Source organism: Streptomyces catenulae, assembly GCF_000718015.1.
Lineage (GTDB): Bacteria > Actinomycetota > Actinomycetes > Streptomycetales > Streptomycetaceae > Streptomyces > Streptomyces catenulae.
This window is the reverse complement of the sequence record NZ_JODY01000005.1, coordinates 92,564-117,610: the sequence shown is the minus strand read 5'-3', so window position 1 is coordinate 117,610 and position 25,047 is coordinate 92,564. Positions and strand designations below refer to the sequence as shown.

The following is a 25,047-nucleotide window of genomic DNA, read 5'->3' as shown; positions in this document are numbered from 1 at the left end:
TTCCATATGCGGGCACGAGGCGGGCGGGAACGGACCATCCAGGAGCGGGACATGCGGGAACAGCTGGCGGATCTGGTGGCGGTGGCCCTGGCGGCGGCGCGGGACCGGGACCGGGACGTCGCGGATGTCCCGCTGACGGCGATCGCGGCGAAGGCCGGAGTCTCCCGCAGCACTTTGCTGCGTCGGCTGGGCGGCTCCCGGGCGGCGCTGGACGAGGCGGTCCGGCGGGCCGGTGTCGATCCCGGCGGGCGGCGGCCGGTGCGCGAGCGGGCGATCGAGGCGACGGCGCAGCTCGTCGCCGAACGCGGCCTCGGCGCGGTGACCCTGGACGCCGTCGCGGAGCGGGCCGGGTGCTCGCTCCCCAGCCTGCACACGGTCTTCGACGGCCGGGACGGTCTGCTCGGCGCCGTCTACGAGCGCCACGGCCCGCTGCCCGACCTGGAGGCGCTGGCCGCGGACCCGCCGGAGCGGCTGGAGGACACCGTGCGGGAGCTGCACCGGGCCGTGCTCACGACGTTCCGGCGCGAGCCGCGGGTGCTCCCGGCGATCTTCGCGGACCTCTTCGCCCGCCCGGACGGGCCCGCCGCACGGGCGATGCAGGCTTATCTGCCCCGGCTGTTCGACAGCCTCTCCCGGCTGCTGCTGCCGCATGTGGAGGCGGGCCGGATCCGGCCGCTGCCGCTGCCGGTCCTGGTCCAGCTGCTGCTGGGGCCGATCGTCACCCACCTCCTGCTGCGGCCCGTCCTCGAACCCACGCTGGGCGCCGTCCTCCCCGGCGTGGACGAGAGCTGCGAGCTGTTCGCCGAGGCGTATCTGCGCGCGGTCGCACGGACCGACTGATCCCGGGTCCCGCCGCGGGCCGGATGCGCGGCGGCGCCGTCCGGTGCGGTCAGGGGATCCGTACGGCCTGTCCGGCGTAGGCCAGACCGGCGCCGTAGCCGACCAGTACGGCCCACCGGCCGCGGGGGATGCCGCCCGAGGTCACCAGGCGGTCCAGGGCGAGCGGCACCGATGCGGCGCTGGTGTTGCCGGTGAAGCGGCCGTCATCGGCGACCACGACGGAGTCGGGCACATCCAGCGCCCGGACCACCCGGCGGATCATCTTCCAGTTGGCCTGGTGCGGGATGAACGCCGCCACGTCGTCCCAGCCGATTCCGCCGGCCGCCAGGATCTCGCGCACCGCGGCGGGCACGGTGGCGCAGGCCCAGCGGGTGACCGCCAGCCCGTCCATGTGGAGCCGCGGATGCACCCGCGCGGCGATCTCCAACTCCAGCGGATGCGGGCGCACTTCCAGCGCCGCCGACCGCTGCCCGCACGACCCCCAGACCACCGGGCCCACCCCCGACTCACCCTCCGTGGCACGCAGGACCACCGCGCCCGCGCCGTCGGCGAACAGCGGGGCGGTGACCGGGTCGTCGGGGTCGATCATGTCCAGCATCCGGTCCGCGCCGATCACCAGAACGGTGTCGCAGCCCCCGGCGCCGATCAGCGAACGCGCCACGTGCAGGGCGTAGCAGAACCCCGCACAAGCGACGCTCAGGTCGAACGCGGCCACCTGCAGCCCGAGGGCCGCGGCCACCTGCGGGGCGACGGCCGGGCAGAGTTGGAGGTTGGACGAGGTGGCCACCAGGACGACATCGACCGCGTCGGCCGGTAACTCCGCCGCCGCCAGCGCCTCCCGCGCCGCGAGGGTGGCCATCGACATCACGGACTCGTCCGGGCCCGCCACGCACCGGGACTCCACGCCCGTCCGGGACAGCACCCATTCCCTTGTCACGCCCAACCGCTCCGCCACCTGCCCGGCGTCGACCGACGCCGGACGGTAGGAGCCCGTGGACACCATGCGGCACGGGCGTACGGCGTCGACGCTCACGAGGTGCCGCGCTCGGCCGCGGCCAGGAATTCCAGCACCGAGCGCGGGGTGGTCAGCTCACCGGCCTCGTCGTCGCCGATCTCGATCCGGTAGGTGTCGCTGATCACCGTCACCATCTCGGCCCTGGCCAGCGAATCCACATCGAGTTCTTCGAAATGCCGGTCGAGCGCCTCCTCGGGAAGCCTGATCGCTTTTTCGGGGCCTGCCTTGTCGCCGTGGACCACACTCGTCAGAATCTGCTCGAATTCCTCAAGCGTCACGACATCTCCATTCGGGGTGAGGGTCCGGGATTCCGGCACGCGTACAGCACGGAGGCGGCATCGAAGCGAGAAGGAAACGGAAAAGGAGCGGAAGGAAAAAGACGGCTCCACCGGAATTCCACCCTCGCGGTCGGCCACCTGCCCCGGAAGCATTGCACAGATATCTGCCCCTTCGTCACCGGGAAAGCGGGGGCGCGAGATGCGCGCAACGGGGCGCGACGCACCACGGGATCGCGCCGTACGACGACCGGCCCCCACGTGCCACCGTTCGCCCCCGGGGCGCGGATTACGCAACGGTGCGCCGTTTGAGGACGGAGGGAAGGGCTAGGCCCCGGCCTCCCCCCGCGGCCCGAGCACAACTCCGCGCCCGGCGTAGAAGCGGTCCAGGTCGGGCCATGGGATCCGGTGGAACCGTTGGGAGTGGTCGGGGAATCCGGAGGGGTTGTGGATCAGCAGGTGGTTCGGGGTGGTGCCGACGGCGAGGACCAGGTGGCCGCCCTTTTGCGGCGGTTCGGGGGCGAGGGTGCGGATGGTGGGGTGGACGGAGAGCATCACCAGGCGTCCCGCCGCCAGATGCCCGGGGAGGTCGTCGGCGGGCAGGTCGGGGTGGGCCTCGGCGGGGAGTCTCCAGCGGGTGCGGACGTAGTCGGCGAACGGGGCGTGGATCAGGCCGTCGAGACCGCCGTCGTCCCGCTCGACGTAGGCACCGGCGGCCAGGCACTCGGCGGCCAGCGCCATCGCGGTGGGTGCCCCGCCGTCCTCGGCCCCGTCGCGCCAGTGGTCGAGCGCCATCCGCAGACAGGCGATGCCGCAGAGCCGCCAGGACCACCAGGCGTACGTCTCCGGGCTGTCGGCGCCGTACGCGCGCCACAGCGGGTCCTCGGCGGCCGAGATCTCGCGCCCGATGATGGCGGGCACCAACGCGGCCGAGGCCCATTGGGAGTGGTACGGGACGGGGTGGATCACGGACGGGCCCGCGGTCGTGCGGCTCGGCGCGTTCAGGTCGTCCGGCGGATTCGGGGTGTGCGGCATAGCGGCCAGTCTTCCGGTCGGGACGCGTGGGCCGCACCCCTCCCCCGCCCCTGGGCGAGACGCCGCCCTTATGAGGCGATGCCCGAGTGCCGAGGTGCGCCTAGGGGTTGGGAGCCCGGGGCCCGTCGCTCGCCCTCCCCCCAGGCACTTTCCGTAATTGCGTACCGCGTACGACACCTACGGCACCGCGCCCGGGTTCTTGCGCTGGTTGGCGTGGAAGCGGGCTTTCTTCTCGCGGTTTCCGCAGGTGTTCATCTCGCACCATCTGCGGGTGCGGCTCCGGCTGGTGTCGAAGAAGGCGGCCCGGCAGGTCGGCGAGGCGCAGAGGGCCAACCGTCCGTCCCGTTCGCCCGCGAGGATGCCGATCGCGTCGGCGGCGATCACGCCCAGGGCGTCCACCACGCCGGAGGCCGGGCGGAGTCGCCAGTGCCGGGTGTTCTCGGGGGTCAGCACGGCCGCGGCACGGCCGTGCACGCTGCGGTCGTTGATGACGTGGACGGCGGACGCCGGAAGGGGTTCCCGGAGCGCGGCGGCGGTCAGGGCGGCGTGCAAGGATTCCCGCAGTTCCCGGGCGAGGTCGAGTTGGGCGGCGGTGCAGGACTCGACCACGAGGTCGTTCACGGCCAGCCAGTCGATGAGCCGTTGCGGCACGGGGATCCGTTCGACGGGATCGCCGCACCGCTCCGTCAGCGTCGCCGTGAAGCTGGTCGCCAGCACCTTGCCGAGCCGGAATTCGGGGAACCGCGCATCCATGGAACCACCTTAGCCGGTTGCGCGGCGGCGCCCACCGGGGCAGGCTGGAACCGTCTTAGCCGGTTCACCCGAGACCGAGCCGGCTCCGCGACGACCAGGAGGCCCCGTGCCGAGCGATCCCGTGCCCAGCGATGTGTACGCCTGGGAAACCCGCGCCACCGAAGCCGATCTCGACGATCTGCGCGCACGGCTGGCCGCGGCGCGGCTGCCGGAGGCCGAGACCGTCCACCCCGCCGCGCGCGGACGCCGCCGCTGGGCGCAGGGCGTGCCGCTCGCCGATCTCGTCGAGGTCGTGGAGCACTGGCGCACCGGCTACGACTGGCGGGCGTTCGAAGCGCGCCTCGACCGGATCGGTCAGTTCCGTACGACGATCGACGGTCTGGGAATCCACTTCCTGCACCGCCGCTCCGCGCGCGCGGATGCCACGCCGCTGATCCTCACGCACGGCTGGCCGGGCAGCGTCGCCGAGTTCGTCGACGTGGTGGACGAGTTGGCGGACCCGGCGCGTGCGGACGCCCCGGCGTTCCATGTCGTGGTCCCGTCGCTGCCGGGCTTCGGGTACAGCGAGCGACCGGCCACCACCGGGTGGGGGACGGAGAAGATCGCGGCTGCCTGGGTGGAACTGATGGCACGGCTCGGCTACGGCGCCTTCCTCGCCCACGGCGGCGACTGGGGCGGCAACATCACCACGGTGCTCGGCGGCCGGTTCCCGGAGCACGTTCTCGGTATCCACACGACGTTCGCGGAGGGGCTGCCCGGGGCCACGACGGACGGGCTGACGGCGGTCGAGCGCCGATGGGCCGAGGAGACCCGCGATTTCTGGCGCCACCGCGCGGCGTACGCGAAGCAGCAGGCGACCCGGCCGCAGACCATCGGCTACGCGCTCGTCGACTCACCGGTCGGGCTGCTCGCCTGGATTCTCGACAAGTTCGCCGAGTGGTCGGACACCGAGGACAGCCCGTTCGAGACGGTGTCCCGGGGCCGTGTCCTCGACAACGTCACCCTGTACTGGCTGACGCGGACAGGCGCCTCGGCGGCCCGTATCTACCACGAGAGCCACAATGCGCTGGACCCCGCGCTCCGGGTCGATGTCCCGTCGGCGATCACGATCTACCCCCGCGACATCGAGAAGTACCCGCGCCCCTGGTCACAGGAGCGGTACCGGCGGATCGTCCGCTGGAACGCGCCGGAGGCCGGGGGGCATTTCCCGTCGCTGGAGGTGCCCGGGTACTTCGTCCAGGATCTGCGGGACGGCCTCGCGGCGGTGCTGGCCGCCCGCCGGTGAACGTGGCCGGGCCCACCGCGCGCCGAGCCGGTTCAGGTGAGGGCGCGGCAGAGCAGCGCGGCGGGGCGGCCCTGCTGGGCGGACTTCCAGGTCATGGCGACCCCGGCGACGTACTCGGTGTCGGCGCACTGGCCCTTGTAGTCCTTCTCGGACCAGTCGCTGCCCCGGGCGCCGCCGGTGGCGGGGCGGTTGTCGCCGCGGTCGAACCAGACGCTGCGGCCCGCGGTGGGCAGCGGGGCGGCGGCGGGGGCGCAGAGCAGGGAGACGATGGCGGGGCCCTTCATGCTGTAGCCGACGGCGAAGCTGTCGACCGGGCACTGGCGCTTGTCGTAGCCGACGGCCCAGTCGCCCTGCTGTACGTAGCGCTCGTCGTCGACCCGCTGCCAGTCGCCCGCCGCCTTGCGCGGTTCGGCGGCGTCGGTGCACAGACCGCGGCCGTGGCCGTGGCCGAGTCCGATCAGCCGCTCGGTGTCGGGGCAGTTGCCCTTGGCGTTGCCCGGGCTCCAGTCGGCCCCGGCGAGCATGGTGCGGGAGAGGTTCCAGTCGCCGTGGTCGAGGTAGACGATGTTCCAGTGGTCGACGGGGGCGACGGGGCCGCTCCTGGACGGGGCGTTGACCAGCTTGTTCCAGTCGGTGGCCCGCCAGTCGCCGCCGTCCTCGACACCGGTCCGCCGACCGGCGGCGTCGTACGAGAGGAGCGCCCAGTTGTCGTTGGGGGTGCCCTGGTCGTCGCTCCAGCCCACCAGCGGCCACTGGGCGAAGTCGGTGTCGTTCTTCACCAGGATGTCGGTGAAGTTGGCGAACCAGGCTTTCTCCTTCGCGTCGGTGGAGCCGCGGCCACCGGCGCCGAACTCGCTGACCCAGACCGGCGCGGTGAAGTGCGTGCCCTCCTCGGTGACGAACAGCCCCTCGTCGCGTACGACCTCGGCGAGCTTCTCGGGGGTGAAGTCCTGGTAGCGCGGGTCGTCGGTGGAGCCCGGGCCGCTGCCCGCACCGCTGTTGGCCGGGCCGGTGTAGCCGTAGAAGTGCACCGAGTAGACGAGCTTGCCGGAGTCGATGAGGGTGTGGGAGAGGGTGCGGACCGGCTTGAGGTCCGGGCGCTGGTGCGGGAGGCCGTTGGCGGGGATGCCCTGCCAGTTGATGCCCTCCATGACGATCAGCAGGTCGGGGTCGGTCTGCAGGATCCTGTTGCCGGCCTGTTCGAAGGCGGTGTACTCGTCGTGGTCGTCGCCCATGCCCCAGTTGGCGTCGTCCCAGGTGTCGCGGCGTACCTCGTTGCGCAGGTCGGCGCCGACCACGCGCTTGTTGTCCCGGTAGCGCTCGGCCATGAACACCCAGTCGTCGATCCACTGCGCGGTCGACTGTCCGCTGTTCCAGCGCTCGTTGCCGTCCAGACCGCAGCAGAAGCGGTAGCCGGTGGTGTGGTTGTTGAGGATCACCGCGAAGCCGTCGGCGGTCAGCGCCGCGATGACGGCGTCGAAGACCTCCAGCGGGGTCTCCCCCTTGAGCTGCGGGTTGGCGGCGACCGCGGCGTCCGGCACCGGGGTCCTGTCGTGCACCAGGGCGTTGGCGAAGGGCAGCCGGACGCTGTTGATGCCGAGGCGGTGGAAGTCGGCGAGGATCCGGGCGAGCGGGGCGCGGTCCAGGCCGAGCGGGATGTTGTTCGACTTCTGGTGCGCCTGGTGGTTGGCCACGTCGTCGGCGTCGCCGCTGCCCGTGTACGTGCCCTGGGCGCCCGCCCAGTTGCCGGACCTGAGCTTGAAGCGGTTGCCGTCGGCGTCGACGATGTACCGGCCCCGGGTGCTGAGCGGGCCGGTCCACGAAGCCGCGAGGGCGTGGCCCGGCGCCGCGGCGGGAGCCGGGGCGGGCGCGGTGCCCGGCGCGGCGACGGCTCCGGGGACGGCCACGAGCAGCAGGACGACGGCGACGAGGAGCGCCGGTATGCCCTGTACGGCGGAGCGGGCGGTGCGCATGGAGCCCTCCGGTGGGGGTGCGGAGCACGGCGAGGGGCGTCCCACCACCCGTTGCCGGAGCGGCAGTTGGCGCCTCACCGTACACGCCGGTCCGGTCGGCCGCACCACCTGGACCGGACCTTTCCGCCGCCGCCCCGGGGCGCCCCGGCACCGTCAGCGGCGCAGCACGATGCGTTGCAGGTCCTCCCCCACCACGACGGGTCCGCGGTAGCCGTCGCGGGCCCAGGACTGCCACCGGTGGGGGTCCAGCCGGGGGCGGGTGAAGTCGGCGAGGTGGCTGAGGACCAGTTTCCGGGCGCCCGCGCGCTGCGCGATCCGTCCGACCTGCTGCACCTCGACATGGGACTGGAGCAGGTGGTCGTGGAGGGCGGGCGGCAGGGACGAGCCGCGGACGTTGACCGCCTCGTGGATCAGCAGGTCGGTCTCCTGGGCGAGGTCGACGAGGTTGTCGGTGTAGGTGGTGTCGCCGGAGAAGGTGACCGAACCGTAGGCGGTGTCGAAGCGGAAGGCGAACGAGGGGAAGACCGGTCCGTGCGGCACCAGGACGGCGGTGACGTGCACCCGGTCGTCGCTCATCACCGTGAACGGGCGCATCGCCGGTGCCGTGCGGGTGTGGTCGGCCGGGCAGGAGGCCGGGAGCTGGATCTCATGGACGTCCATGAGGGTGGTGACGTCCGGTTGGCCGGAGTCGCGGCGGAAGAGGTTGCTGGAGTAGGCGTGGGCGCGGTGGCAGTACTCGGTCATCGCGCGGGTGCCCGGGGTGGGGTCGGACGGGGAGATCACCGCGGCGGAGCCGGAGCCGAAGACGGGTGGCAGCCCGCCCGCGGGGCCCGGCCCGTACACGTCGACCGGGCCCCGGGAGCCCAGCGGTCCGCGGGCGTCGTCGCAGCCGCCGAGGACGAAGTAGTGGTAGTAGTCGGCGGTGTGGTCGATGTGCAGATGGGTCAGGAAGATCGCGCGGACGGCGTCGTACGTCAGCCCCGCGCGGGCGAACTGGCTGACCGAGGCGCGGCCGCAGTCCACCAGGTAGATGTGCCCGTCCACGATCAGGGCGGTGGAGATCCCGGCGCGGTCGGGCACCGGGGGCGGTCCGGCCCGGGTGCCCAGCAGGACGAGTTCCAGCCGGGCGGGCCGGTTGCCGGGCGCGGCGGGCGGCGTGGCCGGGGCGGCGGAGGCGGCCGGTGGGGTGCGGACCTCGCCCGCCAGGCCGAGCGCCAGTCCGGCGCCACCGGCCGCCAGCAGCTGTCGGCGGCCGGGCCGTGCCGCGCCCGGGGCGGGCCGGTCCGGGGGCGTTCCGGGGCCTTGGGGTGAACCGCACATGACACGTTCCCTTCGTCGTCGGACGGTGCCGGGCACGCCCGGCGGCGGAACGGACCGGCCGCCGCCGGGCGTGGTGGTGCGCGAGCGGACCGCTCAGAGGGCCACCGAGTCCAGCGGGATCGGCCGGAACATCTCCGGCTCCTCCTCGGGGGTCAGGGCCGTCGGACCGTAGATCCAGTCGATGAACGCGTAGTCGTGGATGTCGCGGTCGCGCAGGACGGCGTTGCGCCGCAGCCTCCGGTCGCCTTCGAGGTGCCAGAGTTCGCCCCAGGTGCGGGCGGTCTCGACGACCCGGCGGCAGTGCTCGGGCCGTACCGCCTCGTAGGCGGCGAGTGCCTTCTCCCAGTCGACGCCGGAGCCGTGCGCGGTGCGGCGGGCGTGCTGCGCGGCGACGTGTTCGCCGAGCACCCAGCCGTCCTCGATCGCCATGATCGCGCCCTGGGCCATGTACTGGAGCGGGGGGTGCGCCGCGTCGCCGAGCAGCGCGATCCGGCCGGACACCCAGGTCGTGATCGGCTCCCGGTCGTACATCCGCCACCAGCGGTCGCGCCACATCAGCTCCAGGCCCTGCCGGACCGGGGCGCAGGTCTCCGCGAAGGCGGCGTCCAGTTCGTCCGGGGTGCCCCAGTCCGCCTCACCGGCCAGGGCCTTGGGCGATTCGAAGACGGCGACCTGGTTGAACATCTCGCCGCCGCGCAGCGGGTACTGCACGAGGTGGCAGCGCGGACCGACGTGGACGACGACGTCCTTGCCGTGGATGTCGTTCCCGGCGACCGTCTCGAACGGGACGGCCGCGCGGTAGGCGACGTAGGCGGAGTTCACCGGCTCGTCGTCGATCAGTGCGGCGCGCGCCACGGAGTGCAGCCCGTCCGCGGCGACGACCAGCTCCGCCTCGTCGGTACGGCCGTCGCCGAACCGCACGCGGGCCCCGGTGTCCGTGTTCTCGTACGCCGTGCAGGGGGCGTCGGTGACGAGGTCGACGCCCGCGCGTGCGCAGGCGGCCAGCAGGATGGCGTGCAGGTCGCTGCGGTGGATCACCAGGTACGGGTAGCCGTAGCGGTCCTGGAGGTCGCTCAGGTCGAGGCGGGTCAGCTCCTCGGCGCTGACCGCGTCCTTCATGACGATGTTCTGCGGCAGCACACCGCGGGCCCGGGCCTCGTCGAGCAGCCCGTAGTGGTCGAGGATGCGGGTGCAGTTGGGGGCGAGTTGCAGGCCCGCGCCGACCTCGCCGAAGGCGGGCGCCTGCTCGTACACCCGCACGGCCAGGCCCTGGCGGGCGAGGGCGAGCGCGCCGGAGAGGCCGCCGATGCCTCCCCCGATGATGATCACGTCCATGGGTTCGGTCCTTGTCGTTGCAGCGTCTTCACAGCCACGGGGGCAGGTCGGCCGGGGGCCCGCCGTCGGCGGTGACCGGCCCGGACGGGGAGCGTCCGGCGAGGTAGGCGACGACATCGGCCCGCGCGCCCGCCACCTCCGGCACCGCGCCGGGGCCGCGCCGGGCGCGGATGTCGGCCTCCAGCTCCCGCAGGAAGTCCGCGGGCAGATCGGCGAAGGTGAGCCCGGTGGCGAGGTCGACGGCGTGGACCAGGACCTCCCGGGCGCGCAGATACGGGGTCTCCTCGGCCGGTACGGTGCGGCCCTGCGCGGTGACCACCTCGGCCCGCCACGCGGACTCGGACAGGGCGGCCATCGCGGCGGCCAGTTGCGCCGCCGAGTCCGTGAACCACCGGGTCAGCTCGGCGCCGCTGAGCCGCGGGCCCTGGGCGATGCCCTCCGCCCGTGCCTCGGGCGAGGCGTACATCGGGGTCGGCTCGCCGGTGTGCGCCCAGCGGACCAGGTTGCCGAGCGCCTCGGCGTTGGCCGCCAGATGGGCCACCAGGTGCTTACGGGTCCAGCCGGGCAGGGCCGAGGGGGATGCGTACTCCTCCTCGGAGAGTCCGGCGAGCGCCGTGGCGCAGAGCGCGGTTCCCCGGTCGGCCCAGGCGAGCGCGGCGGTGCGGTCGTGTCCCATCACGCGCCCTCCGCCACGACGCGGTTCTCCAGGCGGCCGATGCCCCGGATCTCGGTGACGACGGTCTCGCCGCCCTTGAGGAAGACGGCCGGTGTGCGGGCGTGGCCGACGCCGCCGGGGGTGCCGGTCGCGATGAGGTCGCCGGGGCGCAGCCGCACCATGGTCGAGACGTAGCGGACCAGTTCCACCGGGTCGAAGAGGAGGTCGCCGGTGTTGTCGGACTGCATGAGTCGGCCGTCGACCTCGCAGCGGATGTCGAGGGCGGGGCGGACGCCGGTCTCGTCGGCGGTCACCAGGAAGGGGCCGACCGGTGTGGAGGAGTCCCAGTTCTTGCCCTGGAGCCATTCGCGGGTGCGGAACTGCCAGTCGCGGCAGGTGATGTCGTTGAGGACGGTGAAGCCCGCGATGGCGGCGGCCGCCGTGTCCTCGTCGGCGCGGCGCACCTCCCGGCCGATGACGAGGGCGAGTTCGGCCTCCCAGTCGAATTGCTCGGTCTCGGCGGGGCGGCGGATGGCGTCGCCGTCGCCGATCAGGGTGTCGGCGAACTTCGAGAAGAGGGTGGGGTGTTCCGGCAGGTCGCGGCCCATCTCCTGGATGTGGTTGCGGTAGTTCAGGCCGACGCACACGACCTTGCCGGGGTGCGGGACGACGGGGGCGAAGTCGGCTCCGGCGAGCGGGTGGCGGGGGCCGTCCGCGGTCGCGGCGGCGGCGAGGCCGTCCGGGGCGGCCAGGACCGCGCCGACGTCGGGCCGTCCCAGTTCGACGAGGTGGTCACCGTCGGCGCGGACGGCGGCGGTGCGTCGGTCGGCCAGGCGGATGGTGGCGAGCTTCATCGGGGGTCCTTTTCGTCCTTCGGGCCGCTCTCGGTGCGGCTGCGGAACAGGTCGAGCTTGGTGAGGATGGGGGCGTCGCTGAACTGGAAGAGGTCGAGCGCCCCGGAGTCGGAGTCCGAGGCGGATGCCTCCGAGCGGACCGACAGCGGCTGCCAGGACGGCACGGTGAACAGGTCCCCGCGCGTCACCGACCAGCTCCGGTCGCCGACGGTGATGCGCCCGGAGCCGTCGAAGACCTGGTAGACCGAGGAGCCGGTCTCGCGGTACGGGGCGGTTTCGGTGCCCGGCGTGATCCGGTGGAACTGCGCCCGGAGGGTGGGCAGGACGTCCCCGCCACCGGCCGGGTCGGTGTAGCGGACCAGGGCGTGCCCGGGCTCGACCGTGCCCGCCCGGCCCGCGCGCTCCAGCTCCAGTTGGGCGGTGAGGGCGGCGTCGGTGTCGGCCCAGCGGTAGCAGAGCAGCGGGGTGCCCGCGTGGGGCCCGAGCTGCGAGACGGGGGCCAGCCCGGGGTGGCCCCACAGCCGTTGGGAGCGGGAGCGGTCCGGAGTGGTGCGCTCGGCGTCGCTGAGGGTGTCCCGGCCGAAGTCGAAGAACTGCGCGTCGATGGCGTACTGGAACGGGATGTCGAGCCCGTCGAGCCAGGCCATCGGTGCCGCGGCCGCGTTGTGGTGGGCGTGCCGGTGCATCCCGGGCTGGGGCAGGAAGTCGCCGCGGCGCATCGGGACCGGGTCGCGTTCGACGACCGTCCAGACGCCCTCGCCCTCGACGACGAAGCGGAACGCGTGCTGTGAGTGCCGGTGTTCGGGTGCGTCCTCCCCCGGCATCAGGTACTGGATCGCGGCCCAGAGCGTGGGGGTGGCGAAGGGGCGTCCGCCCAGCCCCGGGTTGGCCAGGGCGATCGCCCGGCGTTCCCCGCCGCGGCCGACCGGGACCAGATCACCGGCCCGTCCGGCCAGCTCCAGCAGTCTGCTCCACCGCCAGCGGTGGGCCCGGGCCGCGGGGTGCGGGTGCTCGGGCATCAGGTCGCCGATCTCGGTCCACAGCGGGACGAGCAGCTCCTGTTCGAAGCCGCGGTAGAGCGCGGTCAGTTCGGGGGTGACGGGGGGCTGGCCGGGCCGGTCCGTCGCGGTGAGGCGGACCGGTGACGGCGGGAGGTCCGTATCGGGCCGCGCCGCGGTCCTGGGGTCGGGCTTCGCGTCAGACATGGCCCGAATATCGACCCGGTTCGCGGATTCAGAACAGAGGATTCTGCTCCGCGGAACATTTCATGTCAGGATCGGTCCATGGCGAAGCCGATGAAAACCCCTCCCGCGTATGCGCCGAGCAGCGTCGATCACGCGCTCCGGCTGGCTCAGATCCTCCAGGTCGACGGGGCGGTCACCGTCTCCGCGGCCGCCGAACGTCTCGGGGTCGCGCGCTCCACGGCCCACCGGCTCCTCACCACGCTGGTGTTCCGCGATTTCGCGGTGCAGGACGAGGACCGCACCTACCGGGTGGGCCCCGTCCTCGCGCTCGCCGAGCGGGCCCGCTCGGACCTCGGTGCGCTCCGCGCGGCGGCCGTCGGGCCGATGCGCGCGCTGGCCGACCGGTTCGACGAGACGGTGAACCTCGGCATCCGCTCCGGGCGGACCGTCCGGATCATCGCCTCCGCCGAGTGCACCCGGACGCTGCGGGTGGGCAGCCGCGAGGGCACGGTCTTCCCCGCCCATCTGGCCACCGGCGGGCTGATCGAACTGGCGGCGCTGACCGACGAGGAGATCGCGGCGCTCTACGCGGACGACCGGCGGGCCCCGGGCGAGGAGCCCCCGGACCTGGCGGAGCTGCGGCGGGAGCTGTGGGCGGTGCGGCGCAGCGGGGTCGCGCTCAACATGGAGCGCACCGAGCGGGGTGTGGTGGCGGTGGGCTGCGCGGTCAAGGACCGGGCCGGTGCCACGATCGCGGCGCTGTCGGTGGCGATGCCCAGCGTCCGCTACACGCCCCGGATGCTCAAGCCGCTCACCGCCGCGCTGACCGCGGCGGCGGAGCGGATCACCGACGCGGTGTGAGGGGGCGTCCGGCGCGGTCCGCGGGCCGGTTCACCGGTCCCGCGGGCCGCGCCGGTTCAGCATGCTGCCCAGCCCGGCGGCCGCGGCCCGTACCTGGGTGACGTAGCGCTCGGGCCGGAAGCGGCCGGTGGGTCCGGCCACGCTGATCGCGGCGACCGCCGCGTTGTCGCCGCCCAGCACCGGCGCGGCCACGCACTGGATCCCGACGGTGGACTCCTCGCGCTCGAAGGCGACGCCGGTCTCGGTGATCTCCCGCAGCTGGCGGCGGAGGGCGCCCGGCGCGACGAGGGTGTGCGGGGTGCGCCGCTCCAGGGGACCGGTCAGCACCTCCTGCCGCAGCGCGTCGTCGGTGTGGGCGAGCAGCGCCTTGCCGATGGCGGTGCAGTGCAGCGGCATCCGGCCGCCGGTCCGCGAAGGGGCCCTGACCTGGCGGTGGCCGCCGATCTTGGCGACGTAGACGATGTCGTGCCCCTCGCGGACGCCGAGGTGGACGGTCTCGTGGGTGCGTTCGTACAGGTCCTGGAGGAACGGCACCGCCACCTCCAGCAGGCTGCGCTCGGGCGAGGCGAGCATGCCGAGTTCGAAGAGACCGCCGCTGGGGCGGTAGCCGCCGTCGACCCGGTCGAGCAGCCGGTTGGCGACCAGGGCGGCGGCCAGCCGGTGGACGGTGGCCTTGTGCAGGCCCGTACGCCGGACGAGTTCGGCGAGCGGCACGGCCCGGTCGTCGGGCCGGAACGCCCGCAGGATGGTGACCGCCTTGCCGAGCACGGTGTCGAGTCCGGCGGCTTCCGGGCGGGGGGCTTGCGTCATGCGTCCAGCCTAGGCGGCGCGTATCGCTGAGCGAGACGAAATGCTGGTCCGCGCCGGGCGACCGGATCCAAGGTGATGCCGTGACTGCGAATCCACCGCTCGCCTCCGCGAGCACCTCCGACATCGCCGCCGCGGCGGCGCGGCTCGCCGGCGCCGCCGCCTCCGGTGTGCCCTGTGCGCCGGTACGCGATCTGATCGGCCGGGACGACCTGGCCGCCGCGTACGCCGTACAGGCCGAACTGACCGCCCGGCGGCTGGCCCGGGGCGCCCGGATCACCGGCCGGAAGATCGGTCTGACCTCCGAGTCCGTGCAGCGGCAGCTCGGCGTCGACCGGCCCGACTTCGGCGTCCTCTTCGCCGACATGGCCCATCCGGACGGCGGCACGGTCCCCGCCGGGCGGGTGCTCCAGCCCCGGGTGGAGGCGGAGATCGCGTTCGTGCTCCGCGCCGATCTGGCCGACGGCCCCCTCGACACCGCGCAGGTCCGCGAGGCGATCGGCCACGGCGTCGCCGCGCTGGAGATCTGCGGCAGCCGGATCGACGGCTGGGACATCAGCCTCGGCGACACGGTGGCCGACAACGCCTCCTCCGGCGCCTACGTCCTCGGGGCGGACCGCCGCACCCTCGACGAGGCGGAGCCGGTGGATGCGGTGATGACGATGAGCGTGAACGGCACCGAGGTCTCCACCGGCACCGGCGCCGCCTGCCTGGGCGACCCGGTCGAGGCCCTCCGCTGGCTCGCCCGTACCGCCCGTGAACTGGGCGAACCGCTCCGCGCGGGCCAGGTCGTGCTGTCCGGGGCGCTCGGCCCGATGTACGCGGTGTCCCCCGGCGACACCGTCACCGCCCGGCTGACCGGCTTCAGCGGCGTCACGGTCCACTTCGGCGAGGGAGAACCGTCATGAGCAGGACGAAGGTGGCGATCATCGGGTCGGGCAACATCGGCACCGATCTGCTGATCAAGACGCTGCGCGGCGCGGAGCACCTGGAGGCCGCCGCGATGGTCGGGATCGACCCCGCCTCCGACGGGCTGGCCCGCGCCGCCCGGCTCGGCGTACCGGTCACCCACGAGGGCGTCGACGGGCTGCTCGCGCTGCCCGGCTCCGACGAGATCGAGATCGTCTTCGATGCGACCTCCGCCAAGGCGCACGAGGCGAACGCCGCGAAGCTCCTCCCGCTGGGCAAGCGTCTGATCGACCTCACCCCGGCCGCCATCGGGCCCTACGTCGTCCCCGCCGTCAACCTCGACGACCACCTCGACGCGCCCGACCTCAACATGGTGACCTGCGGCGGCCAGGCCACCATCCCGGTCGTCGCGGCGGTGAGCCGGGTCGTGCCGGTGGCGTACGCGGAGATCGTCGCGTCGATCGCCTCGAAGTCGGCGGGCCCCGGCACCCGCGCCAACATCGACGAGTTCACCGAGACCACCTCGGCCGCCATCGAGCGGGTCGGCGGTGCGCGCCGGGGCAAGGCGATCATCGTCCTCAACCCCGCCGAGCCGCCGCTGATGATGCGGGACACGGTCTTCTGCCTGGTCACGGCCCCGGATCCGGCCGTTCAGGAGGAGATCCGGCGGTCGGTCGAGAAGATGGCCGCCGAGGTCGCCGCGTACGTCCCCGGCTACCGCCTCAAGCAGCGGGTGCAGATCACCGAACTCCCCGGGAACCAGCCGGTCGGCACCTTGCTGGCCGACGGGAGCGGCGACCGGCCCACCCACCAGGTGTCGGTCTTCCTGGAGGTCGAGGGCGCCGCGCACTACCTCCCGGCCTACGCCGGGAACCTCGACATCATGACCTCCGCGGCGCTCCGGGTCGCGGAGCGCATCGCCGCAGGGAAGGCAGGCCGCTGATGGGCACCCCGATCTTCGTGCAGGACGTCACCCTCCGCGACGGTATGCACGCCGTACGCCACCGGATCACCCCGGACGACGTCAAGAGCATCGTCACCGCGCTCGACGCGGCGGGTGTGGACGCGATCGAGGTCGCGCACGGCGACGGTCTCGCCGGTGGGTCGGTCACCTACGGGCCCGGCTCGCACACCGACTGGGAGTGGCTCGAGGCCGCCGCCTCGGTCCTGGAACGCGCCCGCCTCACCACGCTGCTGCTGCCCGGCGTCGGCACCGTGCACGAGCTGAAGCGCGCCCACGACCTGGGGGTCCGCTCGGTCCGGGTCGCCACCCACTGCACCGAGGCCGACATCTCCGCGCAGCACATCGCCGCGGCGCGCGAACTCGGCATGGACGTCTCCGGGTTCCTGATGCTCTCCCACATGGCGCCGCCCGAGGAGCTGGCCCGGCAGGCGAAGCTGATGGAGTCCTACGGCGCGCACTGCGTCTACGTCACCGACTCCGGCGGGCGGCTCACCATGCCCGACGTGGTCGCCCGGGTGCGCGCCTACCGGGACGTGCTGGACGCCGGGACCGAGATCGGCATCCACGCCCACGAGAATCTGTCGCTGTCGGTCGCCAACTCGGTCGTCGCCGTCGAGCACGGCGTCCGGCGGGTGGACGCCTCGCTGGCCGGGCACGGCGCGGGCGCCGGCAACTGCCCGATCGAGGCGTTCATCGCGGTCGCCAATCTGTCGGAGTTCACCCACGGCTGCGATCTGTTCCGGCTCCAGGACGCCGCCGACGACCTCGTCCGGCCGCTCCAGGACCGCCCGGTGCGCGTCGACCGCGAGACGCTCACCCTCGGGTACGCCGGTGTCTACTCGTCGTTCCTCCGCCACGCCGAGGCGGCCTCGGCGCGGTACGGCGTGGACGTCCGCGACATCCTCATGGAGTGCGGGCGGCGGCGTCTGGTGGGCGGCCAGGAGGACATGATCGTCGACATCGCGCTCACCCTCGCGGACGGGGGCGCGGCGCAGCCCGCCTGACGTGGCGCGCCACCGGCCGGGTCCGGGCCCGGCCGGTGGTCAGGGGGTCCGGGCCAGCGCCTCGCCGAGCGCTGCCACGGAGTCGGTGAGTTCGCTCATGTACTCCCCTATCGGCTTGCCGTCCGCCGACTGGAGGGAGACGAAGGCGCCGTCGAACCCGGCCATGCCGAAGTGGGCCAGCGCGTCCGCGACCCGGTCCGCGACGGCCTCGCCCTCGCCGAGGAACGCCGAGCGGATCATGTGGCGCATGTAGGCGCGTCCCTCGTCGCGGATGGTGATCACGGTCCGCAGCGCCTCCGGTGCCTCGGCCGCCTCATGGCTCATCACCAGGACCAGCAGCAGCCGCAGGAAGTCCTCCCGGTGCTCCAGCACCTCCCCGGACCGTCGGAGGTACCAGCCGAGGCGCTCGCGGGGCGTACCGCCCTCCGGGGGCTCGCGGTGCGCCTCCCGCATGGCGTCGAAGTACTCGTGCGCGCCGCGTTCCATGACGGCGGAGAGGAGGCCCGCCTTGGAGTCGAAGTGGTGGTAGAAGGCGCTTTTCGGTAGGCCCGACTCCTTGGCCAGCGCCGACATCGAGGTGCCCGCGTACCCGCGGGCGGCCATCACGCGGGCGGTCGCGTCGAGGATCTCCTGCCGTGACCGTCGGCCGCGTCGGTTCACGGAGTGCGCCTGCCGCGCGGAATTCTGCATTCGCCGAAGTTTACGGGCTGTCCCCGCACGTGCCGGGGGCAGCCCGAAGTGCTGTGCGCGGCAACTGTTTTCGGCCTCCGGAATCCTCCCGTCATTCCGCGTACCAACCCTTGACACACCGCCGAAGCGCGCTGTTAGCCTCGCAACTAATGGACCGATCGATCCAACACTTCCGCAGTGCTGCGGACGGTATGACGGAGTCATCGCATGACCCACAGCTACGACGCGGATGTCGCCCTCGTCGGGTACGGCCCGACCGGAGTGATCGCCGCTCTCACCCTCGCCAGGAACGGCGTCTCCGCCATGGCCCTGGAGCGGGACAAGGACCTCTATCCCCGGGCCCGGGCCGTGACGGTCGACGACTGGACGATGCGGATCTTCCAGGACCTCGGCATCGACGAACGGGTCGAGAAGAAGATCGAACCCCAGCGCGCGCTGCGCTGGATCACCTACGACGGCACCCAGCTCATGCGCGTCGACCGCCCGCGGTCGGAGCTGGGCTGCAGCGCCCGCGCCTTCAACATCTACCAGCCGACCATGGAGGCGGAACTGCGCGCCGCGGCGCAGGAGTACGGCGACCGTCTCACCGTCCGCTACGGCGCGGAGGTCACCGAGCTCACCCAGGACGCCGACGGGGTCACGGTCACCACCGAGGACACCGCGACGGGCGAGCGCGGCACCGTCCGCGCCCGGTACGCGATCTGCGCCGACGGCGGCAGCAGCACCACCCGCGGCCGGGTCGGCTGCCGCCTCCTCGGCGACACCGGCGATGTCACCTGGGTGGTCATCGACTGCCGGGTCAAGCGCTGGTGGCCCGACCGCGACACGCTGACCTTCTGGTCCGACCGGGAACGCCCGGTCGTCGACATCCCGCTCTCGGCCGGCAACCACCGCTGGGAGATCCCGCTCCTCCCCCACGAGACCCCGGCCGACTACCCGACGAGCGCCGAGGTGTGGCCGCTGCTCGAAGCCCTCGGCGTCACCCCGGACGACGTCGAGATCCACCAGCACGCCTTCTACAAGCACCACGTCCGGATGGCCGACACCTGGCGCAGCGGCCGGGTCTTCCTCGCCGGGGACGCCGCCCATCTGATGCCGCCGTGGGCGGGCGCCGGAATGCAGACCGGTATCCGCGACGCCCACGACCTGGGCTGGAAGCTCGCCCGCGTCCTCAAGGGCGAACTGCCCGCGAGCTGGCTCGACACCTACGAGACCGAGCGCCGCCCGAGCGCCACGTTCTACACCGAACTCGCGGTGGCCCTCGGCCAGGTCATCAAGCAGGAGGTCACCGGCGTCGAGCCGCCGCTCAACGCCGATCCGCTGCTCCGCGACGGCTGGCTGCGCGGCCCGGTGGACGGGCACAGCATCGTCGGCCGGATGGTGCCGCAGCCGGTCGTCGGCAACACCGCGGGCCGGACGTCCCGTCTCGACACCCTGCTGGGCAGCGGCTTCGCCCTGCTCGGCGACGACACCGACCCCGCCGCCCTGCTCACCCCCGAGGAGAAGGCGGCCTGGGACGCGCTCGGCGCCCGCTACCTCGCGGTGCGCCCGAAGTCGGCCCGCACCCAGGGGCCCGACGAGCTCGTGGACCTCGACGAGGTCCTGCTGCCGTGGCTGCGCGGCTTCGGCGTCCGCGCCGTCGCGGTACGCCCCGACAAGTTCGTCGCCGCGGCCGACACCAGCGGCCTGGCCGTCCCCGCATGACACACACCGCCACGCCGACCGCAAGGGCAGGAACGACAAGGAGCAGCCATATGACCGGGGTGACAGAACTCGGCTACGTCGTCTACGAAGTCAGCAGCATCGCCGACTGGGAACACTTCGGCGTCGAACTGCTCGGTATGCAGCTCGGCGAGCGGACCCGGGACGGTCTGACGCTGCGCACCGATGAGAAGGCCCACCGCTGGATCCTCACCGAGGGCCCGGCCGACGATCTGGTGGCCAGCGGCTACGAGGTCGCGGACGCGGAGGCGCTCGACGCCCTGGTGCGGAAGGTCCGCGCGGCCGGGATCGAGGTCACCGAGGGCGACGCCGCACTGGCCACCGCCCGCAGGGTGGACCGGATCTTCCTCACCACCGATCCCCTGGGCAACCGCCTGGAGTTGGTCACCGGGCTGGCCGACGCCGCCACCCCGTTCGCCTCCGCGAAGCTGCTCGGCTCCTTCGTGACCGGCGCGGGCGGCGCGGGCCACCAGGTCCTGCTGGCACACGGGGTCTCCCGCGAGGAGTATCTGGCCTTCTACATGGACCTGCTCGGCTTCCGGATCAGCGACATCATCGTCGAGGAGCTGTCCCCGGGGATCGTCGCCGACCTGATCTTCCTGCACTGCAACGGCCGCCACCACACCGTCGCCTTCGGCGACATGCCGTCCCCGAAGGCCGTCCACCACTTCATGGTCGAGGTCACCGACATCCGCGACGTCGGCGCCGCCTACGACCGCTGCATGGACGCCGGGCAGCCCTTCGAGATGACGCTCGGCATGCACCCCAACGACCACATGTTCAGCTTCTACGTCTTCACGCCCTCGGGCTTCAGCATCGAGTACGGCTGGGGCGGGCTGATCATCGACGACGCGACGTGGGAGGTGCGGACGCTCGACAAGCTGCACAGCTGGGGCCACCGTTCCCCGGGCGCCGTCGCCGAACTGCTCGCCGCCGCCCCCGACCCCCTTGGAGAGAACCACCGATGACCCTCGACCCCCAGAGCATCGCCCGCACCGTCCAGGCGGGCGGCTGGAACTTGCGCTACTACGAGGCGGGGGCCGGACACCCCGTCGTCCTGCTGCACGGCAGCGGTCCCGGCGCCACCGGCTGGAGCAACTTCTCCGGCAACATCGAGGCGCTGGCCGAGCACTTCCATGTGTACGCCGTCGACATGCCCGGCTGGGGCCAGTCGGACGCCGCGACCGTCGAGCAGCTCGACCACGTCGAGACGGCGATCGCCTTCCTGGACGCCCTGGGCCTGGAGAAGGCCGCGTTCATCGGCAACTCGATGGGCGGCCAGACCTCCCTGCGGCTCGCCACCGAACACCCCGACCGGATCTCGCACCTGGTCACCATGGGGCCGCCGGTCGGCCGGATGGCGACGCTCTTCGGCCCCGGCGGCGGCCCCTCCGAGGGCCTGAAGGTCCTCATCGAGGCGTACCGCGATGCCGGTCCGGAGAACATGCGCCGCCTGGTCGAGATCATGGTCTACGACACCGAGCGGTTCGCCACCCCCGAGCTGTGCCAGGCCCGTTCGGACGCCGCGCTCGCCCGCCCGGAGCATCTGCGCAACTACGTCGACGGACTCCCCGAGGGCGCCCCGCTGCCGAAGTGGGTCGACCCCGATCTGCTCCCCGGTATCCAGGTGCCGACGCTGCTCATCCACGGGCGCGACGACCGCGTGGTCCCGTACGAGAGCTCGCTCTATCTGCTGGCGAACATCCCGCACAGCCGGTTGGTGCTGCTCAACCACTGCGGCCACTGGGCCATGATCGAGCACGCCGATGAGTTCAACCGGCTGGTCACCGACTTCATCGCGCACAACTGACCCGGCGCCGGTCGCCGCCGCCGTCCGCACGGTGCCCTGCGCGGACGGCGGCGCGGCCGGATCCGCCCGGCGCTCACCCGAAGTCGCACCCCGGGTTGGGGACGTCCTGTGCGTAGGGAGCCCCGTGCGGCAGTACGTACAGGACCTCCAGAACGACATCGGTGGTGCCGCGGTTCTCACCGATGTGCACATGGTCGGCGCCCGCCGGTTCGGTGATCTTGCTGCCCTTCGGGTACACGCCGTCCGAGGCGCAGGTGGCGTCGAAGTGGCTCAGCGTGCCCTGTTTGACATGGCCGTAGACGGTGCCGTCGTGGTAGTGCCATCCGGTGCCCTGGCCCGGCGGGATGGTGATCTCGCGCAGGATGTAGTCCCAGTCGCCGACGGTGGTCCGGGCGATGTCCTTGACGGTGATCCCGGGGCCGCCCGGGGTGGCCTGGGCCGGGCCGACGGAGAGCGAGAGGGCGACCAGCACGGCGCCGACCGTGGCCAGACGTGACAGATTCCGCATAAAAGCCCCTTCAGGGGATATCGGTTGCTGAACGGTAGCCCGGCCCCGGCCCGGAGTGAAGGGGCGGGAACCGGTTCGTGTCGCGCGCCCGGCACCCACCACGGGAGCCGGGGGCGCCGCCGCCCCGCACCACCGGCGAAGGCGGCTACCGATGGCAGGCGACGGCGCCGAAGGGTAGGTTACGGCCATCGCACACCTGACCTACCGTCAATTCGCTGCCGCCTGGGGGCTGTTATGCATCCGCGCCGCACCGCCGCGATCCTCGGCCTCGGCCTCGCCCTGCTCTGCGCCGTCCTCCCCACGGCGGGCCCGGCCGCCGCCGCACGGGCCCCCGACGGATCCGGTGCGGCGGCCGTCCACGGCACACCCGCCGCCGACCGGCCCCTCCCCACCGGCACCGTCACCACCCCCGACGGCCGGACGTACCTCACCGACCGGCACGGCCGGGCCCTGCGGCTGCGCGGCCTCAACCTCGGCAAGAACGAGAAGGTCACCGAGAAGGACCTCGCCCGGCTGGCGGACGACGGCTTCAACCTGCTACGGCTGACCATCCAGTGGGAGCGGGTCGAACCGCGCCGCGGCCACTACGACACCACCTATCTCTCCTCCCTCCGGCAGATCATGGGCTGGGCCGACCGGTACGGGGTGCTGGTCCTCGTCGACTGGCACCAGGACGTCTACGGCCCGGCCTTCGGCCACCACGGCATCCCCGCCTGGGCCACCCGCACCGACGGGCTGCCCTTCGAGCCCGATCCGGACGACTGGTTCGCGGAGTACTTCCAGCCCGCCGTCCAGGCAGCCTTCACCCATCTCTACGACGACCGCGACCTCCGCGCCGCCCAGGCAGCCGCCTACGCCGAGGTCGCGACCGCGCTCCGCGGCCACCGCTCCCTGCTCGGCTACGACCTGTTCAACGAGCCCTTCGGACCGGTCCCCGGCGACCCGACCGACCCCGCCGCCCGGATCCGCGCCTCCGCCACCCTGGAGCGCGGACGGCTGGCGGCGATGTACCGGCGGCTGATCGGCGCCGTCCGCACCGCCGACCCCGACGCCTGGCTCTTCGTCGAGCCCACCGTCCTGGTCGGCGAGGGCGTGCCCACCCGCCTGCCCGGCTTCACCGACCCCCGGCCGGGCGCGGACCGCCTCGGGTTCGCCCCGCACTACTACGACACGGCCGTCGAAGCGGGGGCCGACTGGGACCCCACGAGCCGCTTCGTCGAGAGGTACGAGGCCGCCGTCGGCGCCTACCCCGCCGCCCACCGGCTGCCGGTCCTGGTCGGCGAATGGGGCCCGCCGCAGGCCGTCACCCCCGGCAACGCGGAACTGTTCCGGCGTCAGGTGGCCTCGATGGACCGCTTCGCCGCGGGCTGGGCCCTGTGGTACGACTGCCGCGCCCGGGACGGCGGCGGCTACTGCGCCTACGACGCCGACGGCCGCCCCGCCCCCGGCAAGCGGCCCGCCTTCGCCCCGTACGCGCCCGCGGTGGCGGGCGTTCCGGGCAGCGAGTCGTACGCCCCGTCCACCCGGACGTACACCCTCACCCTGACCGCCGACCGCACCACCCGGCGCGCCTGGACGCTGCTCTCCCTCCCCGCGACCGCCTTCCCCGGCGGGGCGCGGGTCGCGGTGACCGGCGCGGGCCCGGCGGTGGTGGTCCACAGCGGACCCGGCGGTGCCCGGCTGCGGCTCCCGGCGGCCGCTCCGGGAGCCACGGTGCGGGTCACGGCGACCGCCCGCCCGGCCGCGCGGTAGCGGGCCGGGTCAGCCCGCGTACCGGACGCGGGTGAGCTTGTCCGGGTTGCGGATCAGCCGGATGGCGCTGACGGTGCCGTCCTCGTGGAAGTCGCAGCAGGCCACCGAGTCCGGGCGGGCGCCCGAGGTGAGGAGTGTGCCGGGCTCGCCGTTGACCAGGACGTCGTGGACGCGGGCGTCCGGTATCGGGGTGGCGAGGATGCCGAGGAGCCAGCGGGCGACCTTGTCGGCGCCGGTGATCGGGCGCAGCGCGGCGCGGATCTTCCCGCCGCCGTCGGTCCAGGCGGTCACCTCCGGGGCGAGCATCGCCAGCACCCGGTTGAGGTCCCCGCCGACGCAGGCGGCCAGGAACTCGTCGGTGGCCCGGCGCCGGACGGCGGCGGGCGCGTCGTAGCGGGGCCGCCGGTCGCGCACATGGCGGCGGGCCCGGCTGGCGACCTGCCGCACCGACGCCTCGGAGCGGTCCAGCATCCCGGCGATCTCGGGGTGCTGGAAGCCGAACACCTCCTTGAGGACGAACACCGCCCGCTCCAGCGGCGACAGCGTCTCCAGCACCACCAGCATCGCCAACGAGACCGCTTCCGCCCGCTCGACCTCGGCGCTGGAGTCCGGCGCGGTCACCAGCGGTTCCGGCAGCCACGGGCCCACGTACGACTCGCGGCGGACGGCGGCCGACTGTGCACGGTTGATCGCGAGGTGGGTGACGATCCGGCAGAGGTACGCACGGGGGTGGGCGACCGAAGCGGTGTCGACGGTGCTCCATCTGAGCCAGGTGTCCTGGACGATGTCCTCGGCGTCGGCGGCGCTGCTCAGCATCCGGTAGGCGAGGCCGAACAGCACCGGCCGGTGTTCCTCGAAGAGTTCCAACGCGCTCACGCCGGGGACGGTACCTCGCACCGGTCCGAGAAGCCCTGGCCGGTGAGGCCGAAGGCGCTGTTCATCCGGGAGCGCAGATTCTCCACGGCGATGATCGCGGTGAGTTCGACGAACGCGGGCTCGCCGAGCCGCCCGATCAGCCGCGCCGCCAGCTCATCGGTGACGGTCGGCCGTGTCTCGGTCATCGCCTCGGCGTACTCCAGGACGTCCTGCTCCAGCGCGGTGAACGCCTCGCGGTGGTGGCGCCAGTCCGGTACGGCGTGCAGCTTCTCGCGCGGCATGCCGTGGCGGTGCGCCTCCCAGTAGCCGAAGTCGGTGCACCAGGAGCAGCCGATGAGATGCGCACCGGCCATCACGGCGAGCAGCTTCAGCCGGGGGTCGAGCTTGTTCCATCGAGCGACGGACATCTCGAACCGCATGTCGGTCAGCATCACCTTGCGGTGGTGGGCCAGCGCACGCGCCGGTTCGAGGACCGCGCCGAAGCGGCGCCGGGAGTACCAGGCGCCGATCCGGTACAGCAGGGTGCGCGGCGGGTCGAGGGAAATGCGGGCCATCGGTCTCCTCCTAGGGGTGAATCCTTCTCATGGGAGAAGACCGGGTGGCCCGCCCGGGTGTGACAT

General features: G+C 73.1%; 25 protein-coding genes. 10 read left to right on the top strand and 15 right to left on the bottom strand.

Annotation, left to right across the window (positions count from 1 at the left end):
* Window positions 1-6 precede the first annotated feature (6 nt).
* Window positions 7-840 (top strand): TetR/AcrR family transcriptional regulator, encoded by an 834-nt coding sequence (locus IF23_RS0107630; RefSeq protein WP_245654924.1) that lies wholly within the window; start codon window positions 7-9, stop codon window positions 838-840.
* A 49-nt stretch (window positions 841-889) separates the two neighbouring features.
* Here IF23_RS0107630 and IF23_RS0107625 read toward each other — a convergent pair whose 3' ends face one another.
* The 4 genes from IF23_RS0107625 to IF23_RS0107610 form a co-directional block, all read right to left on the bottom strand.
* Window positions 890-1,843 (bottom strand): ketoacyl-ACP synthase III, encoded by a 954-nt coding sequence (locus IF23_RS0107625; protein ID WP_051739406.1) that lies wholly within the window; start codon window positions 1,841-1,843, stop codon window positions 890-892.
* 26 nt (window positions 1,844-1,869) lie between these two features.
* Window positions 1,870-2,133 (bottom strand): acyl carrier protein, encoded by a 264-nt coding sequence (locus IF23_RS0107620; protein WP_030281156.1) that lies wholly within the window; start codon window positions 2,131-2,133, stop codon window positions 1,870-1,872.
* Between the two features lie 324 nt (window positions 2,134-2,457).
* Complete coding sequence (locus IF23_RS0107615; RefSeq protein WP_051739375.1) at window positions 2,458-3,165, bottom strand: C39 family peptidase; 708 nt, start codon at window positions 3,163-3,165, stop codon at window positions 2,458-2,460.
* Between the two features lie 177 nt (window positions 3,166-3,342).
* Complete coding sequence (locus IF23_RS0107610; protein ID WP_030281152.1) at window positions 3,343-3,918, bottom strand: CGNR zinc finger domain-containing protein; 576 nt, start codon at window positions 3,916-3,918, stop codon at window positions 3,343-3,345.
* Between the two features lie 106 nt (window positions 3,919-4,024).
* On the opposite strand from IF23_RS0107610, the gene IF23_RS0107605 reads away from it, so the two are divergent.
* Window positions 4,025-5,203 carry an epoxide hydrolase family protein gene (locus IF23_RS0107605; RefSeq protein ID WP_030281150.1) on the top strand — a complete coding sequence of 393 codons (1,179 nt, stop codon included), beginning with the start codon at window positions 4,025-4,027 and terminating at the stop codon, window positions 5,201-5,203.
* Between the two features lie 32 nt (window positions 5,204-5,235).
* On the opposite strand, the gene IF23_RS0107600 is transcribed toward IF23_RS0107605, so the two are convergent.
* The 6 genes from IF23_RS0107600 to IF23_RS0107575 all read right to left on the bottom strand — a co-directional run bounded on the left by IF23_RS0107600 (window position 5,236) and on the right by IF23_RS0107575 (window position 12,545).
* Window positions 5,236-7,176: a glycoside hydrolase family 5 protein gene (locus tag IF23_RS0107600; RefSeq protein ID WP_030281148.1), complete on the bottom strand. Its 1,941-nt coding sequence runs from the start codon at window positions 7,174-7,176 to the stop codon at window positions 5,236-5,238.
* A gap of 153 nt (window positions 7,177-7,329) precedes the next feature.
* A complete protein-coding gene (locus IF23_RS30990; RefSeq protein ID WP_030281147.1) occupies window positions 7,330-8,496 on the bottom strand; it encodes an MBL fold metallo-hydrolase in 1,167 nt (388 codons plus the stop codon).
* Between the two features lie 93 nt (window positions 8,497-8,589).
* On the bottom strand, window positions 8,590-9,825 hold the full coding sequence (locus IF23_RS0107590; protein ID WP_037677666.1) for an FAD-dependent monooxygenase: 1,236 nt from the start codon (window positions 9,823-9,825) through the stop codon (window positions 8,590-8,592).
* A 34-nt stretch (window positions 9,826-9,859) separates the two neighbouring features.
* Entirely contained in the window at window positions 9,860-10,507 is a 648-nt protein-coding gene (locus tag IF23_RS0107585) for a maleylpyruvate isomerase family mycothiol-dependent enzyme (protein WP_030281143.1), read from the bottom strand.
* Complete coding sequence (locus IF23_RS0107580) at window positions 10,507-11,340, bottom strand: fumarylacetoacetate hydrolase family protein (protein ID WP_030281141.1); 834 nt, start codon at window positions 11,338-11,340, stop codon at window positions 10,507-10,509. Before IF23_RS0107580 ends, IF23_RS0107585 begins: the two co-directional genes overlap by 1 nt.
* Window positions 11,337-12,545 (bottom strand): cupin domain-containing protein, encoded by a 1,209-nt coding sequence (locus IF23_RS0107575; RefSeq protein WP_030281139.1) that lies wholly within the window; start codon window positions 12,543-12,545, stop codon window positions 11,337-11,339. The genes IF23_RS0107580 and IF23_RS0107575 overlap by 4 nt, the downstream gene beginning before the upstream one ends.
* A gap of 78 nt (window positions 12,546-12,623) precedes the next feature.
* Here IF23_RS0107575 and IF23_RS0107570 point away from each other — a divergent pair, with 78 nt between their 5' ends.
* Window positions 12,624-13,385, top strand: coding sequence for an IclR family transcriptional regulator (locus tag IF23_RS0107570; protein ID WP_030281137.1), 762 nt, complete (start codon window positions 12,624-12,626; stop codon window positions 13,383-13,385).
* A gap of 30 nt (window positions 13,386-13,415) precedes the next feature.
* Here the strand turns inward: IF23_RS0107570 and IF23_RS0107565 are convergent, their stop codons facing one another.
* Entirely contained in the window at window positions 13,416-14,195 is a 780-nt protein-coding gene (locus IF23_RS0107565) for an IclR family transcriptional regulator (RefSeq protein WP_030281135.1), read from the bottom strand.
* A gap of 80 nt (window positions 14,196-14,275) precedes the next feature.
* On the opposite strand from IF23_RS0107565, the gene IF23_RS0107560 reads away from it, so the two are divergent.
* From IF23_RS0107560 to dmpG, 3 genes are read left to right on the top strand one after another with little or no spacing between them, the layout of a single operon-like run.
* On the top strand, window positions 14,276-15,100 hold the full coding sequence (locus IF23_RS0107560) for a 2-keto-4-pentenoate hydratase (protein WP_030281133.1): 825 nt from the start codon (window positions 14,276-14,278) through the stop codon (window positions 15,098-15,100).
* Entirely contained in the window at window positions 15,097-16,044 is a 948-nt protein-coding gene (locus tag IF23_RS0107555; RefSeq protein WP_030281131.1) for an acetaldehyde dehydrogenase (acetylating), read from the top strand. The genes IF23_RS0107560 and IF23_RS0107555 overlap by 4 nt, the downstream gene beginning before the upstream one ends.
* Window positions 16,044-17,069, top strand: coding sequence for a 4-hydroxy-2-oxovalerate aldolase (gene dmpG, locus IF23_RS0107550; RefSeq protein WP_030281129.1), 1,026 nt, complete (start codon window positions 16,044-16,046; stop codon window positions 17,067-17,069). Before IF23_RS0107555 ends, dmpG begins: the two co-directional genes overlap by 1 nt.
* 39 nt (window positions 17,070-17,108) lie before the next feature.
* Here dmpG and IF23_RS0107545 read toward each other — a convergent pair whose 3' ends face one another.
* Complete coding sequence (locus IF23_RS0107545) at window positions 17,109-17,759, bottom strand: TetR/AcrR family transcriptional regulator (protein WP_030281126.1); 651 nt, start codon at window positions 17,757-17,759, stop codon at window positions 17,109-17,111.
* A 207-nt stretch (window positions 17,760-17,966) separates the two neighbouring features.
* Between IF23_RS0107545 and IF23_RS0107540 the strand changes: the two genes are divergently transcribed.
* Genes IF23_RS0107540 through IF23_RS0107530 form a run of 3 tightly spaced genes read left to right on the top strand, consistent with a single transcriptional unit; the run spans window position 17,967 to window position 21,291 of the window.
* Complete coding sequence (locus IF23_RS0107540; RefSeq protein ID WP_030281124.1) at window positions 17,967-19,463, top strand: bifunctional 3-(3-hydroxy-phenyl)propionate/3-hydroxycinnamic acid hydroxylase; 1,497 nt, start codon at window positions 17,967-17,969, stop codon at window positions 19,461-19,463.
* A gap of 50 nt (window positions 19,464-19,513) precedes the next feature.
* The gene (locus IF23_RS0107535) at window positions 19,514-20,449 is read left to right on the top strand and encodes a VOC family protein (protein ID WP_030281121.1); all 936 of its coding nucleotides are present in this window, start codon (window positions 19,514-19,516) and stop codon (window positions 20,447-20,449) included.
* Window positions 20,446-21,291: an alpha/beta fold hydrolase gene (locus IF23_RS0107530; RefSeq protein WP_030281119.1), complete on the top strand. Its 846-nt coding sequence runs from the start codon at window positions 20,446-20,448 to the stop codon at window positions 21,289-21,291. The genes IF23_RS0107535 and IF23_RS0107530 overlap by 4 nt, the downstream gene beginning before the upstream one ends.
* Before the next feature lie 73 nt (window positions 21,292-21,364).
* Here the strand turns inward: IF23_RS0107530 and IF23_RS0107525 are convergent, their stop codons facing one another.
* Window positions 21,365-21,799: a cupin domain-containing protein gene (locus IF23_RS0107525; protein ID WP_030281117.1), complete on the bottom strand. Its 435-nt coding sequence runs from the start codon at window positions 21,797-21,799 to the stop codon at window positions 21,365-21,367.
* A 234-nt stretch (window positions 21,800-22,033) separates the two neighbouring features.
* On the opposite strand from IF23_RS0107525, the gene IF23_RS0107520 reads away from it, so the two are divergent.
* Complete coding sequence (locus IF23_RS0107520; RefSeq protein WP_037677619.1) at window positions 22,034-23,551, top strand: cellulase family glycosylhydrolase; 1,518 nt, start codon at window positions 22,034-22,036, stop codon at window positions 23,549-23,551.
* Window positions 23,552-23,560: 9 nt separating this feature from the next.
* On the opposite strand, the gene IF23_RS0107515 is transcribed toward IF23_RS0107520, so the two are convergent.
* Window positions 23,561-24,427, bottom strand: a complete 867-nt coding sequence (locus IF23_RS0107515; protein ID WP_030281113.1) for an RNA polymerase sigma-70 factor — start codon at window positions 24,425-24,427, stop codon at window positions 23,561-23,563.
* A complete protein-coding gene (locus IF23_RS0107510; RefSeq protein WP_030281112.1) occupies window positions 24,424-24,981 on the bottom strand; it encodes a carboxymuconolactone decarboxylase family protein in 558 nt (185 codons plus the stop codon). The genes IF23_RS0107515 and IF23_RS0107510 overlap by 4 nt, the downstream gene beginning before the upstream one ends.
* Window positions 24,982-25,047: the final 66 nt, after the last annotated feature.

Bases quoted from the DNA above. Each gene is read 5' to 3' on its own strand.
- IF23_RS0107630 (WP_245654924.1), top strand. From the start codon at position 7: ATGCGGGCACGAGGCGGGCGGGAACGGACCATCCAGGAGCGGGACATG.
- IF23_RS0107625 (WP_051739406.1), bottom strand. From the start codon at position 1,843: ATGGTGTCCACGGGCTCCTACCGTCCGGCGTCGGTCGACGCCGGGCAG.
- IF23_RS0107615 (WP_051739375.1), bottom strand. From the start codon at position 3,165: ATGCCGCACACCCCGAATCCGCCGGACGACCTGAACGCGCCGAGCCGC.
- IF23_RS0107610 (WP_030281152.1), bottom strand. From the start codon at position 3,918: ATGGATGCGCGGTTCCCCGAATTCCGGCTCGGCAAGGTGCTGGCGACC.
- IF23_RS0107600 (WP_030281148.1), bottom strand. From the start codon at position 7,176: ATGCGCACCGCCCGCTCCGCCGTACAGGGCATACCGGCGCTCCTCGTC.
- IF23_RS30990 (WP_030281147.1), bottom strand. From the start codon at position 8,496: ATGTGCGGTTCACCCCAAGGCCCCGGAACGCCCCCGGACCGGCCCGCC.
- IF23_RS0107585 (WP_030281143.1), bottom strand. From the start codon at position 10,507: ATGGGACACGACCGCACCGCCGCGCTCGCCTGGGCCGACCGGGGAACC.
- IF23_RS0107580 (WP_030281141.1), bottom strand. From the start codon at position 11,340: ATGAAGCTCGCCACCATCCGCCTGGCCGACCGACGCACCGCCGCCGTC.
- IF23_RS0107575 (WP_030281139.1), bottom strand. From the start codon at position 12,545: ATGTCTGACGCGAAGCCCGACCCCAGGACCGCGGCGCGGCCCGATACG.
- IF23_RS0107570 (WP_030281137.1), top strand. From the start codon at position 12,624: ATGGCGAAGCCGATGAAAACCCCTCCCGCGTATGCGCCGAGCAGCGTC.
- IF23_RS0107565 (WP_030281135.1), bottom strand. From the start codon at position 14,195: ATGACGCAAGCCCCCCGCCCGGAAGCCGCCGGACTCGACACCGTGCTC.
- IF23_RS0107555 (WP_030281131.1), top strand. From the start codon at position 15,097: ATGAGCAGGACGAAGGTGGCGATCATCGGGTCGGGCAACATCGGCACC.
- dmpG (WP_030281129.1), top strand. From the start codon at position 16,044: ATGGGCACCCCGATCTTCGTGCAGGACGTCACCCTCCGCGACGGTATG.
- IF23_RS0107545 (WP_030281126.1), bottom strand. From the start codon at position 17,759: ATGCAGAATTCCGCGCGGCAGGCGCACTCCGTGAACCGACGCGGCCGA.
- IF23_RS0107540 (WP_030281124.1), top strand. From the start codon at position 17,967: ATGACCCACAGCTACGACGCGGATGTCGCCCTCGTCGGGTACGGCCCG.
- IF23_RS0107535 (WP_030281121.1), top strand. From the start codon at position 19,514: ATGACCGGGGTGACAGAACTCGGCTACGTCGTCTACGAAGTCAGCAGC.
- IF23_RS0107530 (WP_030281119.1), top strand. From the start codon at position 20,446: ATGACCCTCGACCCCCAGAGCATCGCCCGCACCGTCCAGGCGGGCGGC.
- IF23_RS0107525 (WP_030281117.1), bottom strand. From the start codon at position 21,799: ATGCGGAATCTGTCACGTCTGGCCACGGTCGGCGCCGTGCTGGTCGCC.
- IF23_RS0107520 (WP_037677619.1), top strand. From the start codon at position 22,034: ATGCATCCGCGCCGCACCGCCGCGATCCTCGGCCTCGGCCTCGCCCTG.
- IF23_RS0107510 (WP_030281112.1), bottom strand. From the start codon at position 24,981: ATGGCCCGCATTTCCCTCGACCCGCCGCGCACCCTGCTGTACCGGATC.